This window comes from Streptomyces sp. NPDC045998 (assembly GCF_056430285.1).
In genome coordinates this window covers 124,361-148,397 of sequence record NZ_JBWKLJ010000011.1, presented here as the reverse complement: position 1 = coordinate 148,397, position 24,037 = coordinate 124,361, and the positions used below count along the sequence as shown (strand labels likewise).

Sequence of the window (24,037 nt, the reverse complement as noted above, 5' to 3'; positions counted from 1 at the left end):
TTCGCCTGCACACCGGAGAACATGAGAGAGTGGTCTAGACAACCCCCTGAACTCGAAGGGCAACACCATGGCTGAGCGCCGCGTCAACGTCGGCTGGGCCGAGGGCCTGCACGCCCGCCCCGCCTCCATCTTCGTCCGTGCCGCCACGGCCTCCGGCGTCCCCGTGACGATCGCCAAGGCCGACGGCAACCCGGTGAACGCCGCGTCGATGCTCGCGGTCCTCGGCCTGGGTGCGCAGGGCGGCGAGGAGATCGTGCTCGCGTCGGACGCGGAGGGCGCGGACGCCGCTCTGGACCGCCTGGCGAAGCTGGTCGCCGAAGGGCTCGAGGAGCTTCCCGAGACCGTCTGATCCGTCTCGGATATCTCCGGCGCCTGCCTGATATCGCAGCGGAGCCGTATCGCCCCGGAATTCCCGGGTGATACGGCTCCGCTTTTCGTTTCGGTGAATCTTTCTGTATACGGCCTCGCTGTTAAATGCGGGCGCTCGCCGTGTTGACGCGATGTTGCGGAGTCCTCACACGCAGCCGGTGCGCGCCGAGCGAGCGTTCGGTATGCAGGGCGGTGAGCGCCCGGGCCCGTTCCGCGTCGCCGCGCGCCACCGCGTCGACGATCGCGCCGTGCTCGGCCCACGCCTCCACGGGCGCGGCCGGCTGCTCGACCGCGTACATCCAGGCGATCTTGTGGCGCAGCTGGGTCAGCAGGGCGGTCAGGCCCGGACTGCCGGAGGCCTGGGCGAGCGTCTCGTGGAACCAGCCGCCGAGCGCCCGCAGGTCCTCCCCCTGGCCCCGGCGCGCCCGCTCCTGGCCCAGTCTGACCAGGCCCCGCAACACCTTGAGGTGCGCCTCGGTACGCCGCTGGGCCGCGCGCGCCGCACCGAGCGGCTCCAGCAGCGCCCGGACCTCCAGCAGGTCGGCCGCCTCCTGCTCGGTGGGCTCGGCGACGCACGCCCCGGCGTGGCGGCGGGTGGTGACGAAGCCCTCGGACTCCAGCGTCCGCAGGGCCTCGCGGACCGGGACGCGGGAGACGCCGTAACGGCGCGCCAGCTGCTCCTCGGTGAGGCGGGCGCCGCGCGGGAAGACGCCGGAGACGATGTCGTCGCGAATCGCCGTGCATACCGAGTGCGCGGGAATGCGCATACCGAACCTCCGACGTAATGCGCGCGAAACAGCGTGCGTCCGACCGATGTGACGAGTGTTCAGCGACTCTATGACAACGGGGCTGAATTTCCGATGCCCGGTCGAAATCCATGGATATCTTTTGGCCAATGGCCGCACGAAGAAGGCCCCGGCTCGGATGGGGAGCCGGGGCCTTTCTTCGTGGAATGTGCGGGTCAGACGTTGACGCCGTGCGAGCGCAGGTACGCGACCGGGTCGATGTCGGAGCCGTACTCGGCGCTCGTGCGGGCCTCGAAGTGGAGGTGCGGACCGGAGGAGTTGCCGGTGGAGCCGGAGAGGCCGATCTGCTGGCCGGGCATGACCCGCTCGCCGACCGAGACGCTGACGGAGGAGAGGTGGCCGTACTGCGTGTACGTGCCGTCCGCCATCCGGATCACCACGTTGTTGCCGTACGCGCCGCCCCAGCCCGCCTCGACGACGGTGCCCAGGCCCACGGCGACGACCGTGGAGCCGGAGGGGGCGTGGAAGTCGACGCCGGTGTGGCTGCCGGAGGACCACATGGCGCCGCCGGTCTGGTAGCCGGTGCTGACGTACGAACCGGCGACCGGGAGCGTGAAGGAGTTCAGGCGCTTGCGCTCGGCCTCGCGGGCGGCGCGCTCCTCCGCCTCGCGGGCGGCCTTGACGCGGGCCTCGGCCTTGCGCTTGGCCTCGGCTTCGGCCTCGGCCTGGGCGGCGGCGCGGGCGGCGGCCTCCTCGGCCTCGCGCTCCTGCGCCTCGGCCTGGGCGTCCACGCTCTCGGCGAGCGTGTCGGTGATGACCGCCTGGTTGAGGCCGGTGTCCTCCAGTGCGCGGACGTCCGCGTCGGCGGCGAGCGCCGGGGAAGCGAGGGTTCCGATGACGCCGGTGGTGGCGATGGCCGCCACGCCGGCGACGTGTGCGCTCTTACGGCTCAGGCGGCTCGGGGCACGGTGCTTCCCGGTGGCACGGGTGAACGCCATTCGGTGGCTGATCCTTTCCTTCCTTCTCGCCTACCGGGTTAGCTGACGGGTTCGGAGCAGGAAGGTCTCCTACGGGCCCCTCCGCACGGATGCGAAGGCGTCCGATTCACCCCAGGGACTTCGTGTGGGTCCCCGGCTCCCCGGGCTCGCGCCCGATGGGGATTCGGCGATGGCTGCCCGGTGCCGCGGATGCGGCGGGTACGGCGGGCGGACAGCGCATCAGACGCTAAGCGGCTGATCTTTCAATCACCAAACGGACACGGTTTTTTGTAGCGCACGCCACAGGGCAGACACGTAACCTCCGCAACAAAACGGACATGCGGCGGACCGGTGCGGAGACAGCGGAACCCCGGCATCCGAGTGGATGCCGGGGTTCCGGAGGTGACGCACGGCCGAACCGCCGTCAATCAGCCGCTGACGACGCTGACTTCACCGATGCCGAGCGCCTCGACGGGCTCCTTGATCTGCGCGGCGTCGCCGACGAGGACGGTCACGAGACGGTCCACCGGGAAGGCGCTGACGACCGCGGCCGTGGCCTCCACCGTCCCGGTCTCGGCCAGACGCGCGTACAACCGCGCCTGGAAGTCGTCCGGGAGGTGCTGCTCGACCTGGTCGGCGAGGGTGCCCGCGACCGAGGCCGCCGTCTCGTACTTGAGCGGGGCGACGCCCACGAGGTTCTGCACGGCGACGTCCCGCTCGGCGTCGGTCAGGCCCTCGGCGGCGAGGGTGCGCAGCACCTTCCACAGGTCGTCGAGCGCCGGGCCGGTGTTGGGGGTGTCGACGGAGCCGCTGATGGCGAGCATCGAGGCGCCGTTGCCCTCGGGACCGGAGCGGAGCACCTGGCCGAAGGCCCGTACGCCGTAGGTGTAGCCCTTCTCCTCACGCAGGACGCGGTCCAGGCGCGAGGTCAGGGTGCCGCCCAGGCAGTAGGTGCCGAGCACTTGGGCCGGCCAGACGCGGTCGTGCCGGTCGGAGCCGATGCGGCCGATCAGCAGCTGCGTCTGCACGGCGCCGGGGCGGTCGACGATGACGACGCGGCCCGTGTCGTCGGCCGTGACGGGCGGTACGGGGCGGGGCTCGGCGGTGTCGCCGGTCCAGGCGCCGAGGGTGTCGGCGAGCACCGCGTCGAGGTCCACGTCCGTGAGGTCGCCGACGACGATCGCGGTGGCCGTGGCGGGCCGGACATGGGCCTCGTAGAAGGCCCGTACGGCCGCGGAGTCGATGCGCTCCACCGTCTCCAGGGTGCCCTGCCGGGGGCGGGACATCCGGGAGTCGGCCGGGAACAGCTCCTTGGAGAGCTGCATGGCGGCGCGGCGCGCCGGGTTGGCGATCTCGTGCGGGATCTCGTCGAGCCGGTTGCGCACCAGGCGTTCGACCTCGCTGTCGGCGAAGGCGGGCGCGCGCAGGGCGTCGGCGACCAGGCCGAGGGCCTTGGCCAGCCGGGAGACCGGGACCTCCAGGGAGACGCGTACGCCGGGGTGGTCGGCGTGTGCGTCGAGGGTGGCGCCGCAGCGCTCCAGCTCGGCGGCGAACTCCTCCGCCGAGTACTTGTCGGTGCCCTCGGACAGCGCCCGGGCCATGATCGTGGCGACACCGTCCAGGCCCTCGGGCTCGGCCTCCAGGGGGGCGGCGAGGGAGATCTCGACGGCCACGACCTGCTGGCCGGGGCGGTGGCAGCGCAGCACGGTCAGGCCGTTGGGCAGGGTGCCGCGCTCGGGGGCGGGGAAGGCCCAGGGCCTGGCGGTGCCGGGCGTGGGCTGCGGGTGGAACTCCATGGACGTCAGGGACACAGCGGCGTCGCTCACTGGTCGGCCCCCTCTTCTTCCTCGCTGCGGTCGGCGTCGCTCTGGTCGGTGTCGCTGTCGGCGGCTCCGCCCTGATCACCGTTGACGGGCTCGTAGACCAGTACGGCCCTGTTGTCCGGGCGCAGGCGGGCCTTGGCGACGGCCTGCACCTCCTCGGCGGTGACGTCCAGGACGCGCTGGACGGCGGTGAGCGCGAGCTGCGGGTCGCCGAACAGCACGGCGAACCGGCACAGCTCGTCCGCGCGGCCGGCGACCGTGCCGAGCCGGTCCAGCCATTCGCGCTCCAGCTGGGCCTGGGCCCGCTCCATCTCCTCGGGCGTCGGGCCCTCGGCGGCGAACCGGGCCAGCTCCTCGTCGACCGCGGCCTCGATGTCCGGCACCTCGACGCCACCGGACGTCTTCACGTCCAGCCAGCCCATGGAGGGGGCCCCGGCGAGGCGCAGCAGGCCGAACCCGGCGGTCACGGCCGTACGGTCGCGGCGCACCAGGCGGTTGTGGAGGCGGGAGGACTCGCCACCGCCGAGGACGGTCAGGGCCAGGTCGGCGGCGTCGCACTCGCGCGTGCCGTCGTGCGGCAGGCGGTAGGCGGCCATCAGCGCGCGGGCCGGGACGTCCTCCACGATGACCTCGCGCAGCTGCTCACCGATGACGTCGGGGAGCGTGCCGTCGCGCGGCGGCTGCTTGCCGTCGTGGGCCGGGATGGAGCCGAAGTACTTCTCGATCCAGGCGAGCGTCTGCTCGGGGTCGATGTCGCCGACGACGGACAGCACGGCGTTGTTCGGCGCGTAGTACGTACGGAAGAAGTTCCGCGCGTCCTCCAGGGTGGCGGCGTCGAGGTCCGCCATGGAGCCGATCGGCGTGTGGTGGTAGGGGTGGCCCTGCGGGAAGGCGAGGGCGGTGAGCCGCTCGAAGGCGGTGCCGTACGGGACGTTGTCGTACCGCTGGCGGCGCTCGTTCTTGACGACGTCCCGCTGGTTCTCCATGGACTCGTCGTCGAGCGCGGTGAGCAGCGAGCCCATCCGGTCGGCCTCGAGCCACAGGGCCAGCTCCAGCTGGTGGGTGGGCATCGTCTCGAAGTAGTTGGTCCGCTCGAAGCTCGTGGTGCCGTTGAGGGAGCCGCCGGCGCCCTGGACGAGCTCGAAGTGGCCGTTGCCCTTGACCTGCGCGGAGCCCTGGAACATCAGGTGCTCGAAGAGGTGGGCGAGGCCGGTGCGGCCCTTGACCTCGTGGCGCGAGCCGACGTCGTACCAGAGGCATACCGCGGCGACCGGGGTCAGGTGGTCCTCGGAGAGCACCACGCGAAGGCCGTTGGCCAGCCGGTGCTCGGTCGCTGTCAGTCCGCCGGAGCCGGCCTGGGCTGTGGCCGTGTGACCCATGGGCATGTACGTCCCTTCGATCGCGATGTGAATGTCGTGGTGAATGTCGTGCCGTGAAAGTCCTGCCACTGTATGCAAGCGCACCGACGGTCGCGGAAGTTCCCGTCCGGCCCGATCATCCCTCTTCCGGGTCGCGGTCGGGGTTGTCAGTGGGACGGTCCACAATGGTCGGCGACAGATCAGCCTTTGCCTGGTGAAGGAGCGCAGCCGCGATGGCCCGCCGCAGCACGAAGACCGCGCAGCCCGACGACTACGAGGAGCGGATCCTCGACATCGACGTCGTCGACGAAATGCAGGGCTCCTTCCTCGAGTACGCGTACTCGGTGATCTACTCCCGGGCCCTCCCCGACGCCCGTGACGGCATGAAGCCGGTGCACCGCCGGATCGTGTACCAGATGAACGAGATGGGCCTGCGCCCGGAGCGCGGGTTCGTCAAGTGCGCCCGGGTCGTCGGCGAGGTGATGGGCAAGCTGCACCCGCACGGTGACGCGTCGATCTACGACGCGCTGGTGCGCATGGCGCAGCCGTTCTCGATGCGCCTGCCGCTGGTCGACGGCCACGGCAACTTCGGCTCGCTGGGCAACGACGACCCGCCGGCGGCCATGCGGTACACCGAGTGCCGGATGGCCGACGCGACGTCGCTGATGACGGAGTCCATCGACGAGGACACCGTCGACTTCACGCCCAACTACGACGGCCAGGAGCGCGAGCCGGTCGCGCTGCCCGCGGCCTTCCCCAACCTGCTGGTCAACGGCGCGTCCGGGATCGCGGTCGGCATGGCGACCAACATGCCGCCGCACAACCTGGGCGAGGTCATCGCCGCCGCCCGCCACCTCATCAAGCATCCGGGCGCCGACCTGGAGACCCTGATGCGGTACGTGCCGGGTCCGGACCTGCCGACCGGCGGCCGGATCGTGGGCCTGTCCGGGATCAGGGACGCGTACGAGACGGGCCGCGGCACCTTCAAGATCCGCGCGACCGCGACCGTGGAGAACGTGACGGCGCGCCGCAAGGGCCTGGTGGTGACGGAGCTGCCCTTCACGGTGGGCCCGGAGAAGGTGATCGCCAAGATCAAGGACCTGGTGGCGGCGAAGAAGCTCCAGGGCATCGCCGACGTCAAGGACCTCACGGACCGCGAGCACGGCCTGCGGCTCGTCATCGAGGTGAAGAACGGCTTCATCCCGGAGGCCGTCCTGGAGCAGCTGTACAAGCTGACGCCGATGGAGGAGTCCTTCGGCATCAACAACGTCGCGCTGGTCGACGGGCAGCCGCTCACCCTGGGCCTGAAGGAGCTGCTGGAGGTCTACCTCGACCACCGCTTCGAGGTCGTACGGCGCCGCAGCGAGTTCCGGCGCGGCAAGAAGCGCGACCGGCTGCACCTGGTCGAGGGCCTGCTCGTCGCACTCCTCGACATCGACGAGGTCATCCGGCTGATCCGGTCGAGCGACAACTCGGCGCAGGCCAAGGAGCGGCTGATCGAGCGCTTCTCGCTGAGCGAGATCCAGACGCAGTACATCCTGGACACCCCGCTGCGCCGGCTCACCAAGTTCGACCGGCTGGAGCTGGAGGGCGAGCGCGACCGGCTCAACAGCGAGATCGAGGAGCTCACGCGGATCCTGGACTCCGACGCCGAGCTGCGCAAGCTGGTCTCCTCCGAGCTGGCCGCCGTGGCCAAGAAGTTCGGCACCGAGCGGCGCACGGTCCTGCTGGAGTCGGCGGGCGCGCCCGTCGCGGCGGTGTCCCTGGAGGTCGCCGACGACCCGTGCCGGGTGCTGCTGTCCTCCACCGGGCTGCTGGCCCGCACGGCGAGCGGGGAGCCGCTGCCGGACAGCGACGGCAAGCGCACCAAGCACGACGTGATCGTCTCGGCGGTGCCGGCGACGCAGCGCGGCGACGTGGGCGTGGTGACGTCCGCCGGGCGGCTGCTGCGGCTGCCGGTGATCGACCTTCCGCAGCTGCCGGACACGGCGGGCGCCCCGAACCTGTCGGGCGGGGCGCAGCTGTCGGAGTTCCTGACGCTGGAGAAGGACGAGACGGTCGTCTGCCTGACCACGCTGGACGAGTCGTCGCCGGGCCTGGCGATCGGCACGCTCCAGGGAGTCGTCAAGCGCGTGGTGCCGGACTACCCGGCCAACAAGGACGAGCTGGAGGTCATCGGTCTCAGGGAGGGTGACCGGATCGTCGGCGCGGTGGAGCTGCGCACGGGCGAGGAGGACCTGGTCTTCATCACCTCCGACGCGCAGCTGCTGCGCTACCCGGCCTCGCAGGTGCGGCCGCAGGGCCGCCCGGCGGGCGGCATGGCCGGCGTCAAGCTGGCGGCCGGCGCCGAGGTGATCTCGTTCACCGCGGTCGACCCGGCGGCGGACGCGGTGGTCTTCACGGTCGCGGGCTCCTCCGGCGCGCTGGACCCGAAGGCCGGCATGTCGGCGAAGCTGACGCCGTTCGACCAGTACCCGCGCAAGGGGCGCGCGACCGGTGGCGTGCGCTGCCAGCGCTTCCTGAAGGGCGAGGACACCCTGGTCCTGGCCTGGGCGGGCGCGGCCCCGGCCCGGGCGGCCCAGAAGAACGGCACCCCGGTCGAGCTGCCCGAGACCGACCCGCGCCGTGACGGCTCCGGCACGCCGCTGGCCAAGCCGGTCGCGGCGCTGGCGGGCCCGGCGTCGTAACGGACCGTCCCGTGGCGCGCCCACCGAAAGGCGGGCGCGCCGCGGCGCCAGGGGATGGTCCTCCTAGGATTCGTCCTCGGGGGACGGCTCCGCGGGCTCCGGCACGTACCGCAGGACACCCCACATGGTGTGCTCCTCGGGGGCGTCCTGCGGGCCGGTCACCCGGCACGCGTCGAGGGCCTTGCGCAGGCCGTCGGCGTCGACGCCGGAGCCGATGAGCACGAGCTGTGTGAGGCGCTCCCCGTCGTCCGCGGGCCAGGGCTCCGGGTAGAAGCGCAGGAACCGGCCGACGGCGTGCACGGTGTAGCGGTTGGCGGGGTCGGCGTCGCCGAAGTCGACGAAGCCCTTGATGCGGTACAGGCCCTCGGGGCGGGAGTCGAGGAAGTCCAGCAGCCGGCGCGGGTGCATCGGCGCGTCGGCGGTGAAGGACACCGTGTCGTACGCCGCGTGCGGGTGGTCGTGGTGCTCGTCCTCGCGCAGGTCGTCGAAGGAGAGTTGCCCCTCGATCCAGTCGTCGCCGCCCTCGCGCCGGGCGGCCCGGTCGAAGAGGAGCTCGGGGTCGACCCGGCCGTACGCGGCGTCGACGACGGCGGCCCGTTCGGCCAGGGCCGCGACGGCGCCGTGGACGCGGCGCAGTTCGCCGGCGTCCACGCGGTCGGCCTTGTTGACGACGACGAGGTCGGCGAGGGCGAGGTGCCGGTCGGTCTCGGGATGACGGGCGCGGGTGGCGTCGAACTCGGCGGCGTCCACGACCTGGACCAGCCCGCCGTACACCACCCGGTCGTTGTCGCTGGCGAGGATCATCCGCACCAGCTCCTGCGGCTCGGCGAGACCGCTCGCCTCGATGACGATGACGTCGAGGCGGGCGGAGGGCCGGGTGAGGGTCTCCAGGTAGGTGTCGAGTTCGCCGGCGTCGACGGCGCAGCACAGGCAGCCGTTGCCGAGGGAGACGGTGGAGCCGACCTGGCCGGCGACCGTCATGGCGTCGATCTCGATCGCGCCGAAGTCGTTGACCATGACGCCGACGCGGGTGCCTCTGGCGCTGCGCAGGAGGTGGTTGAGCAGGGTGGTCTTGCCCGACCCCAGGAAGCCCGAGAGGACGACGACGGGGATGGCGGGAATCTGCTGCGGCACGCTGCTGCTCAAGGGGCACCCTTCTCGGTCGGCTCCGCGTCCGGCGGCTTGCGGCCCTCAGGATAGGCGGGGTTGGGGCGACGGGTGATCGGTGCGGCGGGCCCGGGGCCGCCGCGGGCGGCGGGTCACGGGGCCGCAGCGGAGGTGGTGTCGCCGAGGGCGCACGCCTCGGCCCCGTACCGCCGCAAGCGCCAGGAACTGGCCGCGAAGGGGTGGACGCTCGCCCGGGGCGCGGGCCGACGGCAACACCGCCACGCCCGGTCGGAGACCGCCGGGCGGAGGCCACCGCGGGCGGAGGCCACCCGCCCCGGGCGGGAGGCCCGTGATCACGGGGCCCGGGGCCGCGGTGATCGCGGGCGGGGTGATCGCGGGCGGGGTGATCGCGGCGGGGGCGCGAGGACGGGGCCGGAGTGGCGAGGTCCGTGACCACGAGGCCCGTGACCACGACGTCCGTGATCACGAGTTCCTCGCCGTGACCACGGTTACGGCGTGACGTCGGTCATGCGCCCGAACGTTTCCCCGGCGCCGCGTTTCCTCTTACGGTTCCTGGAGTGAGCCCCGCACCGACCCCCACGTCCGCCGCCTCCCCCGCGCGCGCCCCCGCTGCGCGCAGGCGGCGTTTCGGCTGGCCGCAGCGGGTCTTCTCGCAGGTCCTGCTGATGCAGCTGGCCATCGCCACCGGTGTCACCGTGCTCGCCACCGGCCTGTTCCTGGCCCCGCTGAGCGACCAGCTCGACGACCAGGCGATGCGGCGCGCGCTCGCCATCGCCGAGACCACCGCGTCCCCCGAGGTCGCCGGCCGGCTGCTGCACTCGCCGCCGGCCGCCGACGGGCCCGTCCAGGCCGAGGCCGAGCGGATCAGGAAGGCCACCGGCGCCGAGTACGTGGTGATCATGGACCGTCGCGGGGTCCGCTGGTCGCACACCGACCCGCGCAAGATCGGCCGGGTGGTCTCCACCGACCCGAGCGACGCCCTCGCGGGCAAGGACGTCATGGAGATCGACAGCGGCACCCTCGGGCGCTCGGCCCGGGGCAAGGTCCCGCTGCGCGAGGCGGACGGCGACATCGTCGGCGCGGTGTCGGTCGGCATCGAGTACGACAGCGTGCGCGCCCGCCTGCTGGCCGCGATCCCCGGGCTCCTCGCGTACGCGGGCGGCGCCCTCGCCGTCGGCGCGCTGGCGGCGTACCTGATCTCGCGCCGCCTCCAGCGCCGTACGCACGACCTCGCCTTCTCCGACATCTCGGCCCTCCTCGCGGAGCGCGAGGCGATGCTCCACGGCATCCGGGAGGGCGTCGTCGCCCTCGACCGGGCCGGGCGGGTGCGGCTGCTGAACGACGAGGCACAGCGGCTGCTGGGCGTGGGCCCGGAGGCCATCGGGCGGCCGCTGGACGAGGTGCTCGGCGAGGGCCGTACGACCGACGTGCTGGCGGGGCGGGTCACCGGCGAGGACCTGGTGACCGTACGCGGGCATCGGGTGCTGATCGCCAACCGCATGCCGACGGACGACGGGGGCGCCGTCGCCACCCTGCGCGACCGGACCGAACTGGAGCGGCTGGGGCGCGAGCTGGACTCGACGCGCGGCCTCATCGACGCGCTGCGCGCCCAGGACCACGAGCACGCCAACCGCCTCCACACCCTGCTCGGACTGCTGGAGCTGGAGATGCACGAGGAGGCGGTGGAGTTCGTCACCGAGGTGGTCGGGGTGCACCGGACGACGGCCGAGCAGGTCACCGAGAAGGTGCACGATCCGCTGCTGGCGGCGCTGCTGGTGGGCAAGGCCACGGTGGCGGCGGAGCGCGGCGTCTCGCTGCGCGTCGCGCCCGGCACGCTGCTGCCGGACCGGCTGGTCGAGCCGCGCGAGCTGGTCACGGTCGTCGGGAACCTGATCGACAACGCGCTGGACGCGGCGGCCGGTTCCGAGGAGCCGCTCGTGGAGGTCGAGCTGCGCGCCGAGGGGCGTACGGCGGTGCTGCGCGTCGCGGACAGCGGCCCCGGGGTGCCGCCCGAGCGGCGGGAGCTGATCTTCACGGAGGGCTGGTCCACCAAGGAGCGCCCGGCACACGGCGGGGAGCGGGGCCTGGGGCTGGCCATGGTGCGCAGGCTGGCGGAACGGCAGGGCGGCGGCGTACGGGTCGGGGACTCACCCGGCGGCGGCGCCGAGTTCACCGTCGTCCTCCCGGAGGCGCTGACGCAGCCGGCCCCCGCCGTGGAGGGCGTCCGGTGATCCGCGTGCTCGTCGTCGACGACGACGTCCGGGTCGCCGCGATCAACGCGGCGTACGTGGCGAAGGTGCCCGGCTTCGAGGTCGTCGCCTCGGCCCACACGGCGGCCGAGGCGCTCGCCCGCGTCGAGGAGCTGCCCGACCTGGACCTGATCCTGCTCGACCACTACCTGCCGGACCAGAACGGGCTCGCGGTCGTACGGGAACTGCGCCGGCGCGGCCACCAGACCGATGTGATCATGGTGACGGCCGCCCGCGACGTCGCGACCGTCCGGGCCGCGCAGCGCCACGGGGCGCTGCAGTACCTGGTGAAGCCGTTCAACTTCGTGGGCCTGCGCCCCAAGCTGGAGGCGTACGCGGCGCTGCGCCGCACCCTGGAGGGCGGCGGCGAGGCCGAACAGGCCGAGGTGGACCGGATCTTCGGCGCGCTGTCGGTGCCCTCCGGCGCCCCGGACCTGCCCAAGGGCCACTCCCCCACCACGGCGGAGCTCGTACGGCAGGTGCTGCTGGCCGCCGACGGACCGCTGTCGGCGCAGGAGATCGCCGAGCGGGCGGGCGTCAGCCGCCAGACCGCCCAGCGGTACCTGAAGCTGCTGGAGCGGGCGGGCCGGGTGCGGCTGTCCCTCCGGTACGGCGAGACGGGTCGGCCGGAGCACCGTTACGTCTGGGCGGCGGCCGCCTGACGGCTGTGACACGACCTAGGGGGTGTCGTGCCGATCTTGCCGGGCTCGCGTCGCCTGGCACGCACGCTCGCCGCGTTGTCGTCGGTCGACGATGGCCCCCGTAGCCCTGCGGGCACGGGGGTGCCCCCACCGCATGGACTCCCTCCTCCGCCTTGCGAGCGCACGCTCCCCCAGAGCTTCGCCTGGGAGGTACCCCCAGACGCCGCTCGCTGATCCGGCCCGATCGACAAGACACCCCCCTAGCGCGGCGCGCGGTCGTCGGCGGCGAAGGGGCCGCCGTGGCCGGGGACGATCAGGTCGGCCGCCGCCAGCACGCGCAGCCGGGACTCCCTCAACGTGTCGCGATCGGGGGCGACGGGGTCCTCCGCCGGACCGTCCGGGCGCCACCACAGGTCTCCGGCGAACGCGACCACGCCGGAGGCAGCGGTGCCGGCGAGCAGGGTGATGTCCTCCGCACTGTGGCCGGGCGTCCTGATCAGCCGCAGGGAGGGGCTGAGTTCATACCCCTCGGCGTCACGGTCGGTCCACTGGTCGGCCTCGTAGATCGCCTTGTGGTCATGGACGCGCGCCCGGGCGAACAGGCCCACGTTGAGGATGTTGTCCGGGTGGTGGTGGCTGAGGACGACGTCGGTGATGTCGTCGGGACCGAGGCCCAGCTCGGCGAGCGGACGGAGGATGCGGTCGCGGCCCGGCACCATGCCCGGGTCGACGATCACATGGCGTCCGGCGTCGGAGACGTAGGAGACGGTGGCGGCCACGCCGGGGCCGGTGGAGAGCGTGTAGCCGGTGTGCAGGATCGTGTACGCGGCGCTGCGGCCGACGGGCGCGTCGTGGGTCTCGCTCATGTCGTTCATGGGGATCAGCCTTCCGTGCGGGGCGGCCTGCCACGAGTGGCCGTACTGCCACTGATCGCAGGAAACGTGCCACGGGTCCCAGCGCCCATGCCACACTGCGCGGATGCCGCCCTTCGTGACCGTCGCCGCCTACGCCCCGCCCGGTGTCGGGATGCTGGCCGTGGGCGTGGTGTCCGAGGTGTTCGACGCTCGTCCGGGGCTGCCCGCGTTCGACTTCGCGCTCTGCACCGAGCGGCCGGGACGGGTCGTCACGGACCTCGGTGTGCCGCTCGCCGTCGAGCACGGTCTGGACCGGCTGGCCGACGCCGATCTCGTACTGGCCCTTCCCTGGGCCGACTTCCGCACCCCGCCCCCGCCGCCGGTGCTCCGGGCCCTCGCGGCCGCCCACGCGCGCGGGGCACTGGTCGGCGCCCACTGCGTCGGCGCGTTCGCGCTCGCCGCCGCCGGGCTGCTCGCCGGCCGGCGGGCCACGACCCACTGGCGGTTCGCCGGGCTGCTGGCCGGCCGCTACCCGGACGTCATCGTCGACGCCGACGCCCTGTACGTCGACGAAGGGCGGGTGCTGACCGGCGCGGGAGCCGCCGCCGGGTTCGACCTCTGCCTGCATCTGCTGCGGCGGGAGTACGGCGCGGCGACCGCCAACGCGATCGCCCGCGACCTGGTGCTGCCGCCCCACCGTGACGGCGGGCAGGCCCAGTACGTGACCGCGCCCGTGCCCGAGGACTGCCAGGACGAACGCCTCGGCGAGGTGCTGGCGTGGGCCCGGGAGCACCTGGACCAACCGCTCCCCGTCGCCGAACTCGCGCGGCGCGCCCTGATGAGCCGGCGCTCTTTCGCCCGTCGCTTCACCGCCGCCACGGGCACCACGCCGCACGCCTGGCTGCGCGGCCTGCGCCTGAGCCGCGCGGAGGAGCTCCTGGAGACCACGGACCTCCCGGTGGAGGAGGTCGCGCGCCGCGTCGGCTACGGCAGCGCGTCCGTCCTGCGCGACCAGTTCGTCCGCCGCCGCGGCGTCCCGCCCCGCTCCTATCGCCGCTCGTTCAGCCGGACCCCGTAGCCGGAGTCCGGCCCGCCGGGGTCAGGCGTCGATGCGCGAGCGGTCCAGGGTCGCCGCGGAGCTTGTGATGAACTCCTTGCGCGGGGCGACCTCGTTGCCCATCAGCAGGTCGAAGACCTGCTCCGCCGCCTCCAGGTCACCGATGTTGATCCGGCGCAGGGTGCGGTGCCTCGGGTCCATGGTGGTCTCCGCGAGCTGGTCGGCGTCCATCTCGCCGAGGCCCTTGTAGCGCTGGATGGAGTCCTTGTACCGGACGCCCTTGCGCTGGAACTCCAGCAGCGTCTGCCGCAGCTCGTTGTCCGAGTACGTGTAGACGTACTTGTCCTGGCCCTTCTTGGGCTGGACCAGCTCGATGCGGTGCAGCGGCGGTACGGCGGCGAAGACCCGGCCCGCCTCGACCATCGGGCGCATGTAGCGCTGGAAGAGGGTCAGCAGCAGGCAGCGGATGTGCGCGCCGTCGACGTCGGCGTCGACGAGGAGCACGATCTTGCCGTAACGCGCCGCGTCGATGTCGAAGGTCCGGCCGGAACCCGCCCCTATGACCTGGATGATCGCGCCGCACTCGGCGTTCTTGAGCATGTCCGAGACGGACGACTTCTGAACGTTGAGGATCTTGCCGCGGATCGGCAGCAGCGCCTGGAACTCGCTGTTCCGGGCGAGCTTCGCCGTGCCCAGCGCGGAGTCGCCCTCGACGATGAAGAGCTCGCTGCGCTCCACGTCGTCGCTGCGGCAGTCCGCGAGCTTGGCGGGCAGGGACGAGGACTCCAGCGCGGTCTTGCGGCGCTGCGCCTCCTTGTGCTGGCGGGCGGCGATACGCGTCCGGGCCGCGGCGACGGCCTTCTCCAGGATGGCGCGGGCCTGGGCCTTGGCGTCACGCTTGGTGGAGGTCAGGAAGGCCTTGAGCTCCTTGGCGACGACGTTGGCGACGATGCGGTTCGCCGCGGACGTACCCAGGACCTCCTTCGTCTGGCCCTCGAACTGCGGCTCGGCGAGCCGTACGGTCACGACGGCGGTGAGGCCCTCCAGGGCGTCGTCCTTGACGATGTCGTCCTCGGCGACGCGCAGCAGCTTGCTGGCGCGCAGCACCTCGTTGACCGTCTTGGTGACCGCGCGCTCGAAGCCGGTGACGTGGGTGCCGCCCTTGGGGGTGGCGATGATGTTGACGAAGGACTTGACCGTGGAGTCGTAGCCGGTGCCCCAGCGCAGCGCCACGTCGACGCCGAGCTCGCGGGTGACCTCGGTGGGCGTCATGTGGCCGCGCTCGTCGAGGACCGGCACGGTCTCCTTGAAGGTGCCCTGCCCGGTGAGGCGGAGCACGTCGCAGACGGCCTTGTCCTGCGCGAGGTACTCGCAGAACTCGCTGATGCCGCCGTCGAAGCGGAAGATCTCCTCGCCCTTGCCCTCGCCCTCCAGGTCGCGCTCGTCGCGCACGACGATGGTCAGGCCGGGCACCAGGAAGGCGGTCTGGCGGGCGCGCTGGTGGAGGTTCTCCAGGGCGAGCTTGGCGTCCTTGAGGAAGATCTGGCGGTCGGCCCAGTAGCGGACGCGGGTGCCGGTGCGTGTCTTGGGGACGCGCTTGACCTTCCGCAGTCCGTTCGCGGGGTCGAACGGGGCGTCGGGGCCGGACTCGGTGAAGATGCCCGGGACGCCGCGGCGGAAGCTGATGGAGTGGGTGGAGCCGTTCCGGTCGACCTCGACGTCGAGGCGGGCGGAGAGCGCGTTCACCACGGAGGCGCCGACGCCGTGCAGACCGCCGGAGGCGGCGTACGAGCCGCCGCCGAACTTGCCGCCGGCGTGCAGCTTGGTCATGACGACCTCGACACCGGACAGGCCGGTCTTCGGCTCGACGTCGACGGGGATGCCGCGGCCGTTGTCCCGGACCTCCACGGAGCCGTCCTCGTGGAGGATGACCTCGATGTGGTCGCAGTACCCGCCGAGGGCCTCGTCGACGGAGTTGTCGATGATCTCCCACAGGCAGTGCATCAGGCCGCGGCTGTCGGTGGACCCGATGTACATGCCGGGACGCTTGCGAACCGCCTCGAGCCCCTCCAGTACGAGCAGATGCCGCGCGGTGTAGTTGGAACCGTCACGGTCTGCGGTCAGCAGCGCACTGGACGGCACGGACGTCTCGGCGGTCACGCGGTTCGCTCCTCGCTGAATTTAAGATCTGGCCCATGGGGGTAGAGCCCGGCGTCTGTCACCGGCTCAGAGGGTACCGAGGCCTGGTAGAGCGGTTGTCACGCCACCCTCGTGATCCCTCATGCTAGTCCAGCGTCGCAAAGGTGTTCGATCCCTCGATGGGGTGACGTGGACATCACGTTCCCTTCCAGGCATGAACCATTTAGGCTCCGGGCACGTCCTCATGCACAACCGGCAACCCGGCCGGGAGGACCGAGCTAGGCATAACACCGCAAACAACGCGAAACCCGTAGAGCACAGCAATACGGCTCATTCGCCGCCAACCGGCAGCAGACAGCCACCTTGGAAAAAGTTTCGAGGAAAAGCCACGAGCGGGAACGTTTTCGGCCTGGTTGGATGTTGACCCTGGTACGACAGCTCGTCGAGCTAGAGAAGAGGCGACGTGACTACTGTTCTGACCCCCGCGAGCCCGCTGACGGCCGCCGACCGCTGCGACCGCTGCGGCGCCCAGGCATATCTGCGCGTCGTGCTGACCAGCGGTGGCGAACTGCTCTTCTGCGCCCACCACGGGCGCAAGTTCGAGCCGGAACTCAAGAAGATCGCCGCGGAAATACAGGATGAGACGGACCGGCTCACCGCTGTGCCGGCCAGCACCGAAGAGGATCGCTGACGCTCACATCCCGACGAGCCAGGGGCCCGGTCCAGGACCGGCCGACGGGCGGCTTCCCCCACACCCAGGGGGCGGGCCGCCCGTTCTCGTACCCTCACGCCCTGCACGGCCGTGAGCCCCGGCCGTAAGCCGGGGTCCTAAGCCGTGGCCATGAGCCGTGGCCGTGTCAGAGCTCCGGCATCACCGCCGAGACCCGGGTGTAGACGCCGGGGCTGCCCGGCTGCCCGCAGCCGCTGCCCCAGGAGACCAGGCCGATCAGCCGCCCCTGGGCGACCAGCGGGCCTCCGCTGTCCCCCTGGCAGGCGTCCCGCCCGCCCTGCGGGTCACCCGCGCACAGCATCGTCGCGGGGATGTACGCCCCTCCCGCACCCGCCGCGTAGGCGCGCCCGCAGACCTCGTCCGGCAGGACGCTGACACGCGCCGAGCGCAGCCCGTACGCGTAGGCGCCGCCCCCCGTCGTATCGCCCCAGCCGTACACGTCGGCGCTCGTCCCCGGCCGGTACGCCGGGTCCCCCGCGCCCGCGACCTTGATCACGAACGAACGCGGCAGCGCGCTCGCCAGCGTCAGCACGGCCAGGTCTCCCGACTGCGTATCGGGGTCGTACGCCGGACTGATCCACGCCCGTGTCACCGGGACCTCCCGGCCGCCCTGTCCGTGCAGCTCGGTGCGCCCCGCGATGACCGTGAGATCGGTCAGTGCGCCGGGGTCCGGGCCCAGCACCGCCGGCCCCAGGCAGTGGGCGGCGGTGACCACTTTGGTGGGCGCCACGACCACCCCGCCGCAGAACTGGCCCGCGCGCGCACTCCCGAACCGCGCACGGCTGGCGAGGGCCACCGCCCAGGGGCTGTCCGAAGCGCGTACCGGCTGTCCGCCGACCACCGCGCTGTCGGCGGCCACGGGCGCGGGCGCGGCGAGGGACAGCGCGGTGGCCGCCGCCAGCGCGCTCATGGCCACGGCCGCGGCGCGACGCGGCCGTGTCCGGCTGAGGCCGAGGGGACGGCGCAGAGGACGCACAGGACGCATTCGGTCTCCTGACTCTCCGGTGAACCATGTTCACCCAGGGTCCGCCACCCCGGCCCGGCCCGCACCCGCTCACACGCCGCGAGGGCCCGGTTCCCTTCCGGGAACCGGGCCCTCGCGGCGTGTGTCGTACCAGCTCGGACCGTCAGTCCAGGTAGTCGCGCAGCACCTGCGAGCGCGACGGGTGGCGCAGCTTCGACATGGTCTTGGACTCGATCTGGCGGATCCGCTCGCGGGTCACGCCGTAGACCTTGCCGATCTCGTCCAGCGTCTTCGGCTGACCGTCGGTGAGGCCGAAGCGCATGGAGACCACGCCCGCCTCACGCTCGGAGAGCGTGTCGAGCACCGAGTGCAGCTGCTCCTGCAGGAGCGTGAAGCTGACCGCGTCGGCCGGGACGACCGCCTCGGAGTCCTCGATCAGGTCACCGAACTCGCTGTCGCCGTCCTCGCCGAGCGGGGTGTGCAGCGAGATCGGCTCGCGGCCGTACTTCTGGACCTCGATGACCTTCTCGGGGGTCATGTCGAGCTCCTTGGCCAGCTCCTCCGGAGTGGGCTCGCGGCCCAGGTCCTGGAGCATCTGGCGCTGGACGCGCGCGAGCTTGTTGATGACCTCGACCATGTGCACCGGGATGCGGATGGTGCGGGCCTGGTCGGCCATGGCGCGGGTGATCGCCTGACGGATCCACCAGGTGGCGTACGTGGAGAACTTGTAGCCCTTGGTGTAGTCGAACTTCTCGACCGCGCGGATCAGACCCAGGTTGCCCTCCTGGATCAGGTCGAGGAAGAGCATGCCGCGGCCGGTGTAGCGCTTGGCCAGCGAGACCACGAGGCGGAGGTTGGCCTCCAGCAGGTGGTTCTTGGCGCGGCGCCCGTCCTCGGCGATGATCTCCAGCTCGCGCTTGAGCTTCGGCGCCAGCTTGTCGGAGTTCGCCAGCTTGTCCTCGGCGAACAGACCCGCCTCGATGCGCTTGGCGAGCTCGACCTCCTGCTCGGCGTTGAGCAGCGGGACCTTGCCGATCTGCTTGAGGTAGTCCTTGACCGGGTCGGCGGTGGCACCGGCGACGGCCACCTGCTGCGCCGGCGCGTCGTCCTCGTCCTCGTCGGAGAGGACGAAGCCCTTGGCCTCGCCGTCGGTCTCGTCCTCCTCGCCCTTGCCGGGGGCGACGTCGTCGAGCAGCTCCTCGCCCTCGAGGATCTCGTCGGGGTCCTTCTTGGCCGCGGTCTTCTTGGCCGTGGTCTTCTTCGCGACGGCGGTCTTCTTCACCGCCGTCTTCTTGGCGGCGGTCTTCTTCGCGGCCGCCTTCTTGGCGGTGCCGCCGGCCTCGTCGGCCGCGGCTTCCGTGCTCTGGGCCGCCGGGGCCGCGGCGGCCGTGACGGGCTTCGTCACGGTCGTCTTGGCGGTGACGGTCTTGGTGGCGGTGCGCTTCGCCGGGCTCTTCGCTGCGACGCTCTTGCGGGCGCGCTTAGGCGACTCCGCTGCACTGACCATCAGCGTCACACCCTCTTCCTCGAGGATCTGATTGAGGCTGCGCAGAACATTCTTCCACTGGGTTGGCGGAATCTGGTCAGCCTCGAAGGCCCGACGCACGTCATCGCCGGCGATCTGCCCATCAGCCTTTCCCCGCTCGATGAGCGCCATCACAGACTCGGACTCGGCGATCTCCGGCGGGAGCGTACGGGATGTGCTGGCCGACACGAACAACCTCTCGGAACGATGGAAACGGCTTCCGGCCCCGCCCATGATCGGGCCGGAGCCGACGACCGCCGGCTGGGAATGTGCCGACGACGCGGGTGGAGAACCTCGGAGCTGCACAGCGCCATGAGCGGCGGCTGTATTCCCTCCTCGGCTGTCACCTCTTAGGTCATCGCAGGGCTTCGAGGAGCGTTACGCCCGTTTCACGTGGCCCGAGTCACACCCCAGATGGGCCTAAAGGGTGTGGATGGGGTGATTTCCCGTGCAATCGCGTGCGGCAGAGCGTGAAAAGCGCGTGTCGGGCGGGGCCGGGCTTCGCGCAGAGGCCTGTAACAAGGTGTCCCGGGCCGGGCTCGGACGTGGTCGGCGCCTCGACCTGCGCCGCGCCGCACGACCGGCCCGAGGGGCCGGGCGCCTTACGCCACCCCGGGGGCCCGCGTCGCCCGCGGCTTCCGCGGGACCGGGTGCCTCCCGGGTGCAGACGCCGCAGCGGGATCGGGCTCGGCCCGGCCGGTACCGGGGCGGCAGGGCCGCGGGGGCCGCCGGGGCTCGGAGGCCGGGTGCGCCCGCGGAGGACGGGCGGGGCCGTCGGGGCGAGAGCCCCCGGGCCGGCGTCACCCGGCGCGCGCGGCGGCCGGCCCGCCCGGGGCTCGAACTCCTGGCTCGGACCCGGACTCGGGCTCGAAGGCTCGGGCTCGAAGGCTCGGGCTCGAAGGCTCGGGCTCGGCGACAGGCCGCGCCTGCGGCCTTCGCCGTGCCCGTACGTCGTACACGGCCGCCGACGGCGCGACGGCGGCGGCTCAGTGCTCGCGCGGAGCGGGAACGACTCGTTCCACCTCGGGGTGGATGGTCAGCAGCTGCCGCATCGCCGCCTCGGCGGCCTGCCCGTCACCCGTGGCCAGGGCGTCGACGATGCGCGCGTGGTGGGAGACGCAGGTCTCGCTGGGGCGGTCACAGCTGATCGTCGGCGATCCGGAGACCTGGAGGGCGGCGGAGACGATGCCGGAGAGGTGCTCCAGCATCCGGTTGCCCGCGACCTGGATCAGCAGGGAGTGGAACTCCGCGTCCGCACGGGAGAACGTGATCACGTCACCCTGCGCAAACGCATGGCCCATGATGTCGACCATGTCGCCGAGGCGCTGCTGAATGTCCTCGCGGCCGTGGCCGGCCGCGAGACGCGCGGCCAGCGGCTCGATGGTCCACCGCAGCTCGCCGAGCTCGCGACGCTGGTCCTCACGCTGCGGCCCGAAGGCCCGCCACTCGATGATGTCCGGATCCAGCAGGTTCCAGTCGCTGACCGGCCGGACCCGGGTGCCGACGTTGGGGCGTGCGCTGACCAGGCCCTTGGCCTCGAGGACGCGCAGGGACTCGCGGACGACGGTCCGGGAGACCTCGAAGCGCTGACCGATCTCCTCGGGGACGAGCGGGCGGTCGGCGCCCAGGTCGCCGGAGACGATCATCTGGCCGAGCTGCTGGACGAGTTGGCCGTGCAGTCCGCGGCCGCGGCTGCCCGCCGCCCGGCGGCCCACCCGGCCCAACTCCGTGTCGGCGCTCTCCCATGCGGGAGGGCCGACACGATCGGCGACGCCGGGCGTCTCCGCGTAGGGATAGCGGTCCAGTCCACCCGGGGCCGCGAGGCCGGACTCGACGGGGCGGGTGGCGGTCATCATGGTGTGCGCAAGGGTACTCACGCATCCTTTGTCGGCGTGGCTTCCACGGCCCTTGAGGTCTTTGGTGAAAAGCACACGAAAGGGTGATCGGCGCTCGCTGCCCAATTGACGCCTTATCGGAAGGAAGCGGGCAATTTCCAAGGGAGTTATGACCGTTCGAAGCGCTTCGGTCACCGCTTGGTCACCAACGGGCGCGGCGGCGCAGCCCGGTGAGCAGATAGGCACAGATGAGGGCGGTCAACGACAACACCAGTGCGGCACCCACGGGTTGGGCTACGACGTGCACCATGCCCATGAGCCAGCGGTCGGCCTCGTAGGGCCAGTGCGTCCAGCTCAGTTCGCGCAACCTGCCGGGCAGGCCCGCGATCGAACGCACGGACGGGCCCACCAGCGCCTTCCGCACCAGCGGGACCATGAGGACGGGCACCGCGAGCACGGCCGCCACACCGGCGCCGGTCGCCCGGAACACCCCGGCGCCGAGCAGGCCGGCCCAGGCGCACCCGACGGCGAGCCCGGCCCAACTCGCGCACAGTGAGGGCCAGTTCTCCGGAACGGGGATCAAGTGGCCGCCGTACACGAGGCGCAGCGCTTCGAGGTCGACGACGGCGACCAGGAGGGCGAGCAGCAGGGCGCCGGCGGCGGTCACGGCCATTTTGGCGGCGAGGAGGCCGAGGCGGCGCGGGACGGGACCCCGGCCGGAGGAGAGGACGGGGTAGCGGAACTCGTCACCGAACGAGAGCGCGCCGAGCAGCCCGGCACCCAGGGCCGCCGGCGGCAGGGGCAGGAGGCCGGGCCAGGCGGCGATGACGGCGGGCAGGGGCGTGCGGCCGGTGCGGGCGAGGAGGACGGCGAGGGCGGCGGAGGCGACGAGGACGGCGGCGGCGATCAGCGGGGTGGCGGGGACGCCGAGCAGTCGGTGCAGCTCGTAGCGGAGCGGGTGGAGCGGAGTGCGTACGGGCTTGGGGCGCAGCGGCGGCGGAAGGTCCGCCGACCGCCGCGGGTCCCCCTCGACGGTCGGCTCGGGAGCGGGCGCAAGCGGCGGCGGAACCGGGGCCGGCGCTTCGGCGTCGCTCCCGTCCGCGTCGGCGGGGGGCTCGGCGGCCGGGTCCGGGCCGGGCTCCGGGCCGGGCCACGGACACGGGGACGGGGACGGGCACGGGTTCGTGTCTCCGGTCTCGTCGGCGAGTTGGTGGAGCAGGACGCCGTGCCGGAAGGCGGTCTCGCCGATCTCGGCGCAGCTGCTGCCGTAGACGCTCAGGCGGTTGCCGTTCTCGGTGACGACCTCGACGGAGCGCTGGGTGGCGCGGGCCTCGCGGTTGACGACGGCGGCCAGGCGGGCGGCGTGCGGGGTGCGGACGGCGACGCGGGGGCGCAGCCGGGTGCGGGCGAAGGCGGCCGCGTCCTGGTCGGCGACGAGCCGGCCTTCGTCGATGGCGACGACGTGGTCGGCGACGCGGGCGGCTTCCTTGGAATCGTCGGTGGTGTACAGGACGGTGCCGCCGTGGTCGGCGTGGGCCCGGAGGAGCGCGTACAGCCAGGCGGCCTCGCGCGGTGACAGTCCGGTGGCGGGCTGGTCGAGCAGGAGGGCGTGCGGGTCGCCCAACAGGGCGGCGGCGAGGCCGAGTCGGCGCTCCATGCCGGTGGAGAGCGTGCCCAGGCGCTGGTCGTGGAGCTCGGCGAGGCCGACGGCGTCGAGCACCTCGTCGGCGCGCGTCACGGGAACTCCCGCGGCCGCGCAGAGCATCCGGAGCTGGCCGCGTACGGTACGGGCCGGATGGCCCGGTACGTCGGCGAGGAGGACGCCGACCTCGCGGGCGGGGTGGGCGATGCGATGCAGGGGGCGGCCGCGGAAGTACGTGATGCCACGGCCCGGTTCGAGTTCGAGCATGAGCCGCAGGGTGGTGGTCTTGCCGGAGCCGGGGGCGCCGAGGAGCGCGGTGACCGCGCCGGGCAGGGCCTCGAAGCTGAGGTCGCGTACGGCGGGCTCGCGGCCCCGGCGGGGGGCGCTGGTCAGTCCGATTGCCTGGAGCATCGCTTCTCCCGCGGTAGATGAGACCGCTCGGCGGCAGGTCGGGGTACCGCGACAAGATAACGCGACATTTCGGACTTTTTGTGCAGGGTTGGGGGCGCGCGGCCCCGGGTGTCAGACCTCGGGGCGCAGCATCGGCGGGTTGAGCAGGGTGGCGCCGCCGGCTCGGAAGAGCTGGGCGGGCCGGCCGCCCTGGCGGGTGGTGGTGCCGCCGGACGGGACCAGGAAGCCGGGCGTACCGGTGACCTTGCGATGGAAGTTGCGGGGGTCGAGGGCGACGCCCCAGACCGCTTCGTAGACCCGCCTCAGCTCGCCGACCGTGAACTCGGGCGGGCAGAAGGCGGTGGCCAGCGACGAGTACTCGATTTTGGAGCGGGCGCGCTCCACGCCGTCGGCGAGGATCCGGGCGTGGTCGAAGGCGAGCGGGGCGGGCAGCTCGTCCTCGCGCCCCGGGTCCGTCGCGTGGAGGAGCTCCTCGACCGGGGCCCAGCGGGCGCTGTGGGCGTCACCGCCCGCACGGGGTGCGGGCAGGTCGGGCGCGAGCACGAGGTGGGCGACGCTGACGACCCGCATGCGGGGGTCGCGCTTGGGGTCTCCGTACGTGGCGAGCTGTTCCAGGTGGGCTCCGTTCCCCTCGGCCGGGAGCGGCGCGCCGGGTTCGTGCGCGCAGAGCCCCGTCTCCTCGGCGAGCTCGCGCGCCGCCGCGGCGCCGAGATCCTCGTCGGTCCGCACGAACCCTCCGGGCAGGGCCCAGCGCCCCTGGAACGGTGGCTCTCCGCGGCGGACGACCAGCGCGCAGAGCGCGTGGCGACGCACGGTGAGCACGACCAGGTCGACGGTCACGGCGAAGGGGGGAAAGGCCGACGGGTCGTAGGGCGACATGGCGCGATCATAGTCGTCTTCCT

18 protein-coding genes and 1 riboswitch are annotated in these 24,037 nt (G+C 72.5%); of the genes, 6 read left to right on the top strand and 12 right to left on the bottom strand.

The annotated features are described in order from the left end of the window. Positions 1-67 precede the first annotated feature (67 nt). Positions 68-349 (top strand): HPr family phosphocarrier protein, encoded by a 282-nt coding sequence (locus AC07FJ_RS29130; protein ID WP_003981826.1) that lies wholly within the window; start codon positions 68-70, stop codon positions 347-349. Between the two features lie 121 nt (positions 350-470). Here the strand turns inward: AC07FJ_RS29130 and AC07FJ_RS29125 are convergent, their stop codons facing one another. The 4 genes from AC07FJ_RS29125 to AC07FJ_RS29110 all read right to left on the bottom strand — a co-directional run bounded on the left by AC07FJ_RS29125 (position 471) and on the right by AC07FJ_RS29110 (position 5,300). Continuing rightward, positions 471-1,136 carry a GntR family transcriptional regulator gene (locus tag AC07FJ_RS29125; protein WP_361427053.1) on the bottom strand — a complete coding sequence of 222 codons (666 nt, stop codon included), beginning with the start codon at positions 1,134-1,136 and terminating at the stop codon, positions 471-473. Positions 1,137-1,330: 194 nt separating this feature from the next. Next, positions 1,331-2,113, bottom strand: a complete 783-nt coding sequence (locus AC07FJ_RS29120; protein WP_479052231.1) for a M23 family metallopeptidase — start codon at positions 2,111-2,113, stop codon at positions 1,331-1,333. Positions 2,114-2,126: 13 nt separating this feature from the next. Further along, positions 2,127-2,292: riboswitch (cyclic di-AMP (ydaO/yuaA leader) on the bottom strand. 228 nt (positions 2,293-2,520) lie between these two features. Further along, a complete protein-coding gene (locus AC07FJ_RS29115) occupies positions 2,521-3,888 on the bottom strand; it encodes a M16 family metallopeptidase (protein ID WP_361427239.1) in 1,368 nt (455 codons plus the stop codon). Positions 3,889-3,914: 26 nt separating this feature from the next. After that, a complete protein-coding gene (locus tag AC07FJ_RS29110) occupies positions 3,915-5,300 on the bottom strand; it encodes a M16 family metallopeptidase (RefSeq protein WP_361427047.1) in 1,386 nt (461 codons plus the stop codon). 206 nt (positions 5,301-5,506) lie between these two features. Here AC07FJ_RS29110 and AC07FJ_RS29105 point away from each other — a divergent pair, with 206 nt between their 5' ends. Then, positions 5,507-7,960: a DNA gyrase/topoisomerase IV subunit A gene (locus tag AC07FJ_RS29105; RefSeq protein ID WP_479052230.1), complete on the top strand. Its 2,454-nt coding sequence runs from the start codon at positions 5,507-5,509 to the stop codon at positions 7,958-7,960. 63 nt (positions 7,961-8,023) lie between these two features. On the opposite strand, the gene AC07FJ_RS29100 is transcribed toward AC07FJ_RS29105, so the two are convergent. Further along, positions 8,024-9,106 (bottom strand): CobW family GTP-binding protein, encoded by a 1,083-nt coding sequence (locus tag AC07FJ_RS29100; RefSeq protein ID WP_479052229.1) that lies wholly within the window; start codon positions 9,104-9,106, stop codon positions 8,024-8,026. Between the two features lie 647 nt (positions 9,107-9,753). Between AC07FJ_RS29100 and AC07FJ_RS29095 the strand changes: the two genes are divergently transcribed. Both AC07FJ_RS29095 and AC07FJ_RS29090 read left to right on the top strand, forming a co-directional pair. Next, positions 9,754-11,319, top strand: a complete 1,566-nt coding sequence (locus AC07FJ_RS29095) for a sensor histidine kinase (protein ID WP_479052287.1) — start codon at positions 9,754-9,756, stop codon at positions 11,317-11,319. Beyond that, the gene (locus tag AC07FJ_RS29090; RefSeq protein ID WP_479052228.1) at positions 11,316-11,999 is read left to right on the top strand and encodes a DUF7342 family protein; all 684 of its coding nucleotides are present in this window, start codon (positions 11,316-11,318) and stop codon (positions 11,997-11,999) included. Before AC07FJ_RS29095 ends, AC07FJ_RS29090 begins: the two co-directional genes overlap by 4 nt. A 239-nt stretch (positions 12,000-12,238) precedes the next feature. Here AC07FJ_RS29090 and AC07FJ_RS29085 read toward each other — a convergent pair whose 3' ends face one another. Next, positions 12,239-12,853 (bottom strand): MBL fold metallo-hydrolase, encoded by a 615-nt coding sequence (locus AC07FJ_RS29085; RefSeq protein ID WP_479052227.1) that lies wholly within the window; start codon positions 12,851-12,853, stop codon positions 12,239-12,241. A gap of 103 nt (positions 12,854-12,956) precedes the next feature. Here AC07FJ_RS29085 and AC07FJ_RS29080 point away from each other — a divergent pair, with 103 nt between their 5' ends. Further along, on the top strand, positions 12,957-13,910 hold the full coding sequence (locus AC07FJ_RS29080) for a GlxA family transcriptional regulator (RefSeq protein WP_479052226.1): 954 nt from the start codon (positions 12,957-12,959) through the stop codon (positions 13,908-13,910). 21 nt (positions 13,911-13,931) lie between these two features. Here the strand turns inward: AC07FJ_RS29080 and AC07FJ_RS29075 are convergent, their stop codons facing one another. After that, positions 13,932-16,049 carry a DNA gyrase/topoisomerase IV subunit B gene (locus AC07FJ_RS29075; RefSeq protein WP_479052225.1) on the bottom strand — a complete coding sequence of 706 codons (2,118 nt, stop codon included), beginning with the start codon at positions 16,047-16,049 and terminating at the stop codon, positions 13,932-13,934. A gap of 442 nt (positions 16,050-16,491) precedes the next feature. Between AC07FJ_RS29075 and AC07FJ_RS29070 the strand changes: the two genes are divergently transcribed. Next, entirely contained in the window at positions 16,492-16,719 is a 228-nt protein-coding gene (locus tag AC07FJ_RS29070) for a DUF7455 domain-containing protein (protein WP_355356818.1), read from the top strand. Positions 16,720-16,885: 166 nt separating this feature from the next. On the opposite strand, the gene AC07FJ_RS29065 is transcribed toward AC07FJ_RS29070, so the two are convergent. The 5 genes from AC07FJ_RS29065 to AC07FJ_RS29045 form a co-directional block, all read right to left on the bottom strand. Next, positions 16,886-17,743 (bottom strand): S1 family peptidase, encoded by an 858-nt coding sequence (locus AC07FJ_RS29065; protein WP_479052224.1) that lies wholly within the window; start codon positions 17,741-17,743, stop codon positions 16,886-16,888. Positions 17,744-17,885: 142 nt separating this feature from the next. After that, positions 17,886-19,436, bottom strand: coding sequence for an RNA polymerase sigma factor (locus AC07FJ_RS29060; protein ID WP_361427030.1), 1,551 nt, complete (start codon positions 19,434-19,436; stop codon positions 17,886-17,888). Positions 19,437-20,233: 797 nt separating this feature from the next. Then, a complete protein-coding gene (locus AC07FJ_RS29055) occupies positions 20,234-21,124 on the bottom strand; it encodes a FadR/GntR family transcriptional regulator (RefSeq protein ID WP_361427027.1) in 891 nt (296 codons plus the stop codon). A gap of 160 nt (positions 21,125-21,284) precedes the next feature. Then, positions 21,285-23,135 carry an ABC transporter ATP-binding protein gene (locus tag AC07FJ_RS29050; protein ID WP_479052223.1) on the bottom strand — a complete coding sequence of 617 codons (1,851 nt, stop codon included), beginning with the start codon at positions 23,133-23,135 and terminating at the stop codon, positions 21,285-21,287. 111 nt (positions 23,136-23,246) lie between these two features. Continuing rightward, the gene (locus tag AC07FJ_RS29045) at positions 23,247-24,014 is read right to left on the bottom strand and encodes an NUDIX hydrolase (protein ID WP_479052222.1); all 768 of its coding nucleotides are present in this window, start codon (positions 24,012-24,014) and stop codon (positions 23,247-23,249) included. Between the last annotated feature and the right edge of the window lie 23 nt (positions 24,015-24,037).

What these genes read in the sequence shown, in the direction of transcription:
- AC07FJ_RS29130 (WP_003981826.1), top strand. Translation starts at nt 68, where the DNA reads ATGGCTGAGCGCCGCGTCAACGTCGGCTGGGCCGAGGGCCTGCACGCC.
- AC07FJ_RS29125 (WP_361427053.1), bottom strand. Translation starts at nt 1,136, where the DNA reads ATGCGCATTCCCGCGCACTCGGTATGCACGGCGATTCGCGACGACATC.
- AC07FJ_RS29120 (WP_479052231.1), bottom strand. Translation starts at nt 2,113, where the DNA reads ATGGCGTTCACCCGTGCCACCGGGAAGCACCGTGCCCCGAGCCGCCTG.
- AC07FJ_RS29115 (WP_361427239.1), bottom strand. Translation starts at nt 3,888, where the DNA reads ATGGAGTTCCACCCGCAGCCCACGCCCGGCACCGCCAGGCCCTGGGCC.
- AC07FJ_RS29110 (WP_361427047.1), bottom strand. Translation starts at nt 5,300, where the DNA reads ATGCCCATGGGTCACACGGCCACAGCCCAGGCCGGCTCCGGCGGACTG.
- AC07FJ_RS29105 (WP_479052230.1), top strand. Translation starts at nt 5,507, where the DNA reads ATGGCCCGCCGCAGCACGAAGACCGCGCAGCCCGACGACTACGAGGAG.
- AC07FJ_RS29095 (WP_479052287.1), top strand. Translation starts at nt 9,754, where the DNA reads ATGCAGCTGGCCATCGCCACCGGTGTCACCGTGCTCGCCACCGGCCTG.
- AC07FJ_RS29085 (WP_479052227.1), bottom strand. Translation starts at nt 12,853, where the DNA reads ATGAACGACATGAGCGAGACCCACGACGCGCCCGTCGGCCGCAGCGCC.
- AC07FJ_RS29080 (WP_479052226.1), top strand. Translation starts at nt 12,957, where the DNA reads ATGCCGCCCTTCGTGACCGTCGCCGCCTACGCCCCGCCCGGTGTCGGG.
- AC07FJ_RS29065 (WP_479052224.1), bottom strand. Translation starts at nt 17,743, where the DNA reads ATGCGTCCTGTGCGTCCTCTGCGCCGTCCCCTCGGCCTCAGCCGGACA.
- AC07FJ_RS29050 (WP_479052223.1), bottom strand. Translation starts at nt 23,135, where the DNA reads ATGCTCCAGGCAATCGGACTGACCAGCGCCCCCCGCCGGGGCCGCGAG.
- AC07FJ_RS29045 (WP_479052222.1), bottom strand. Translation starts at nt 24,014, where the DNA reads ATGTCGCCCTACGACCCGTCGGCCTTTCCCCCCTTCGCCGTGACCGTC.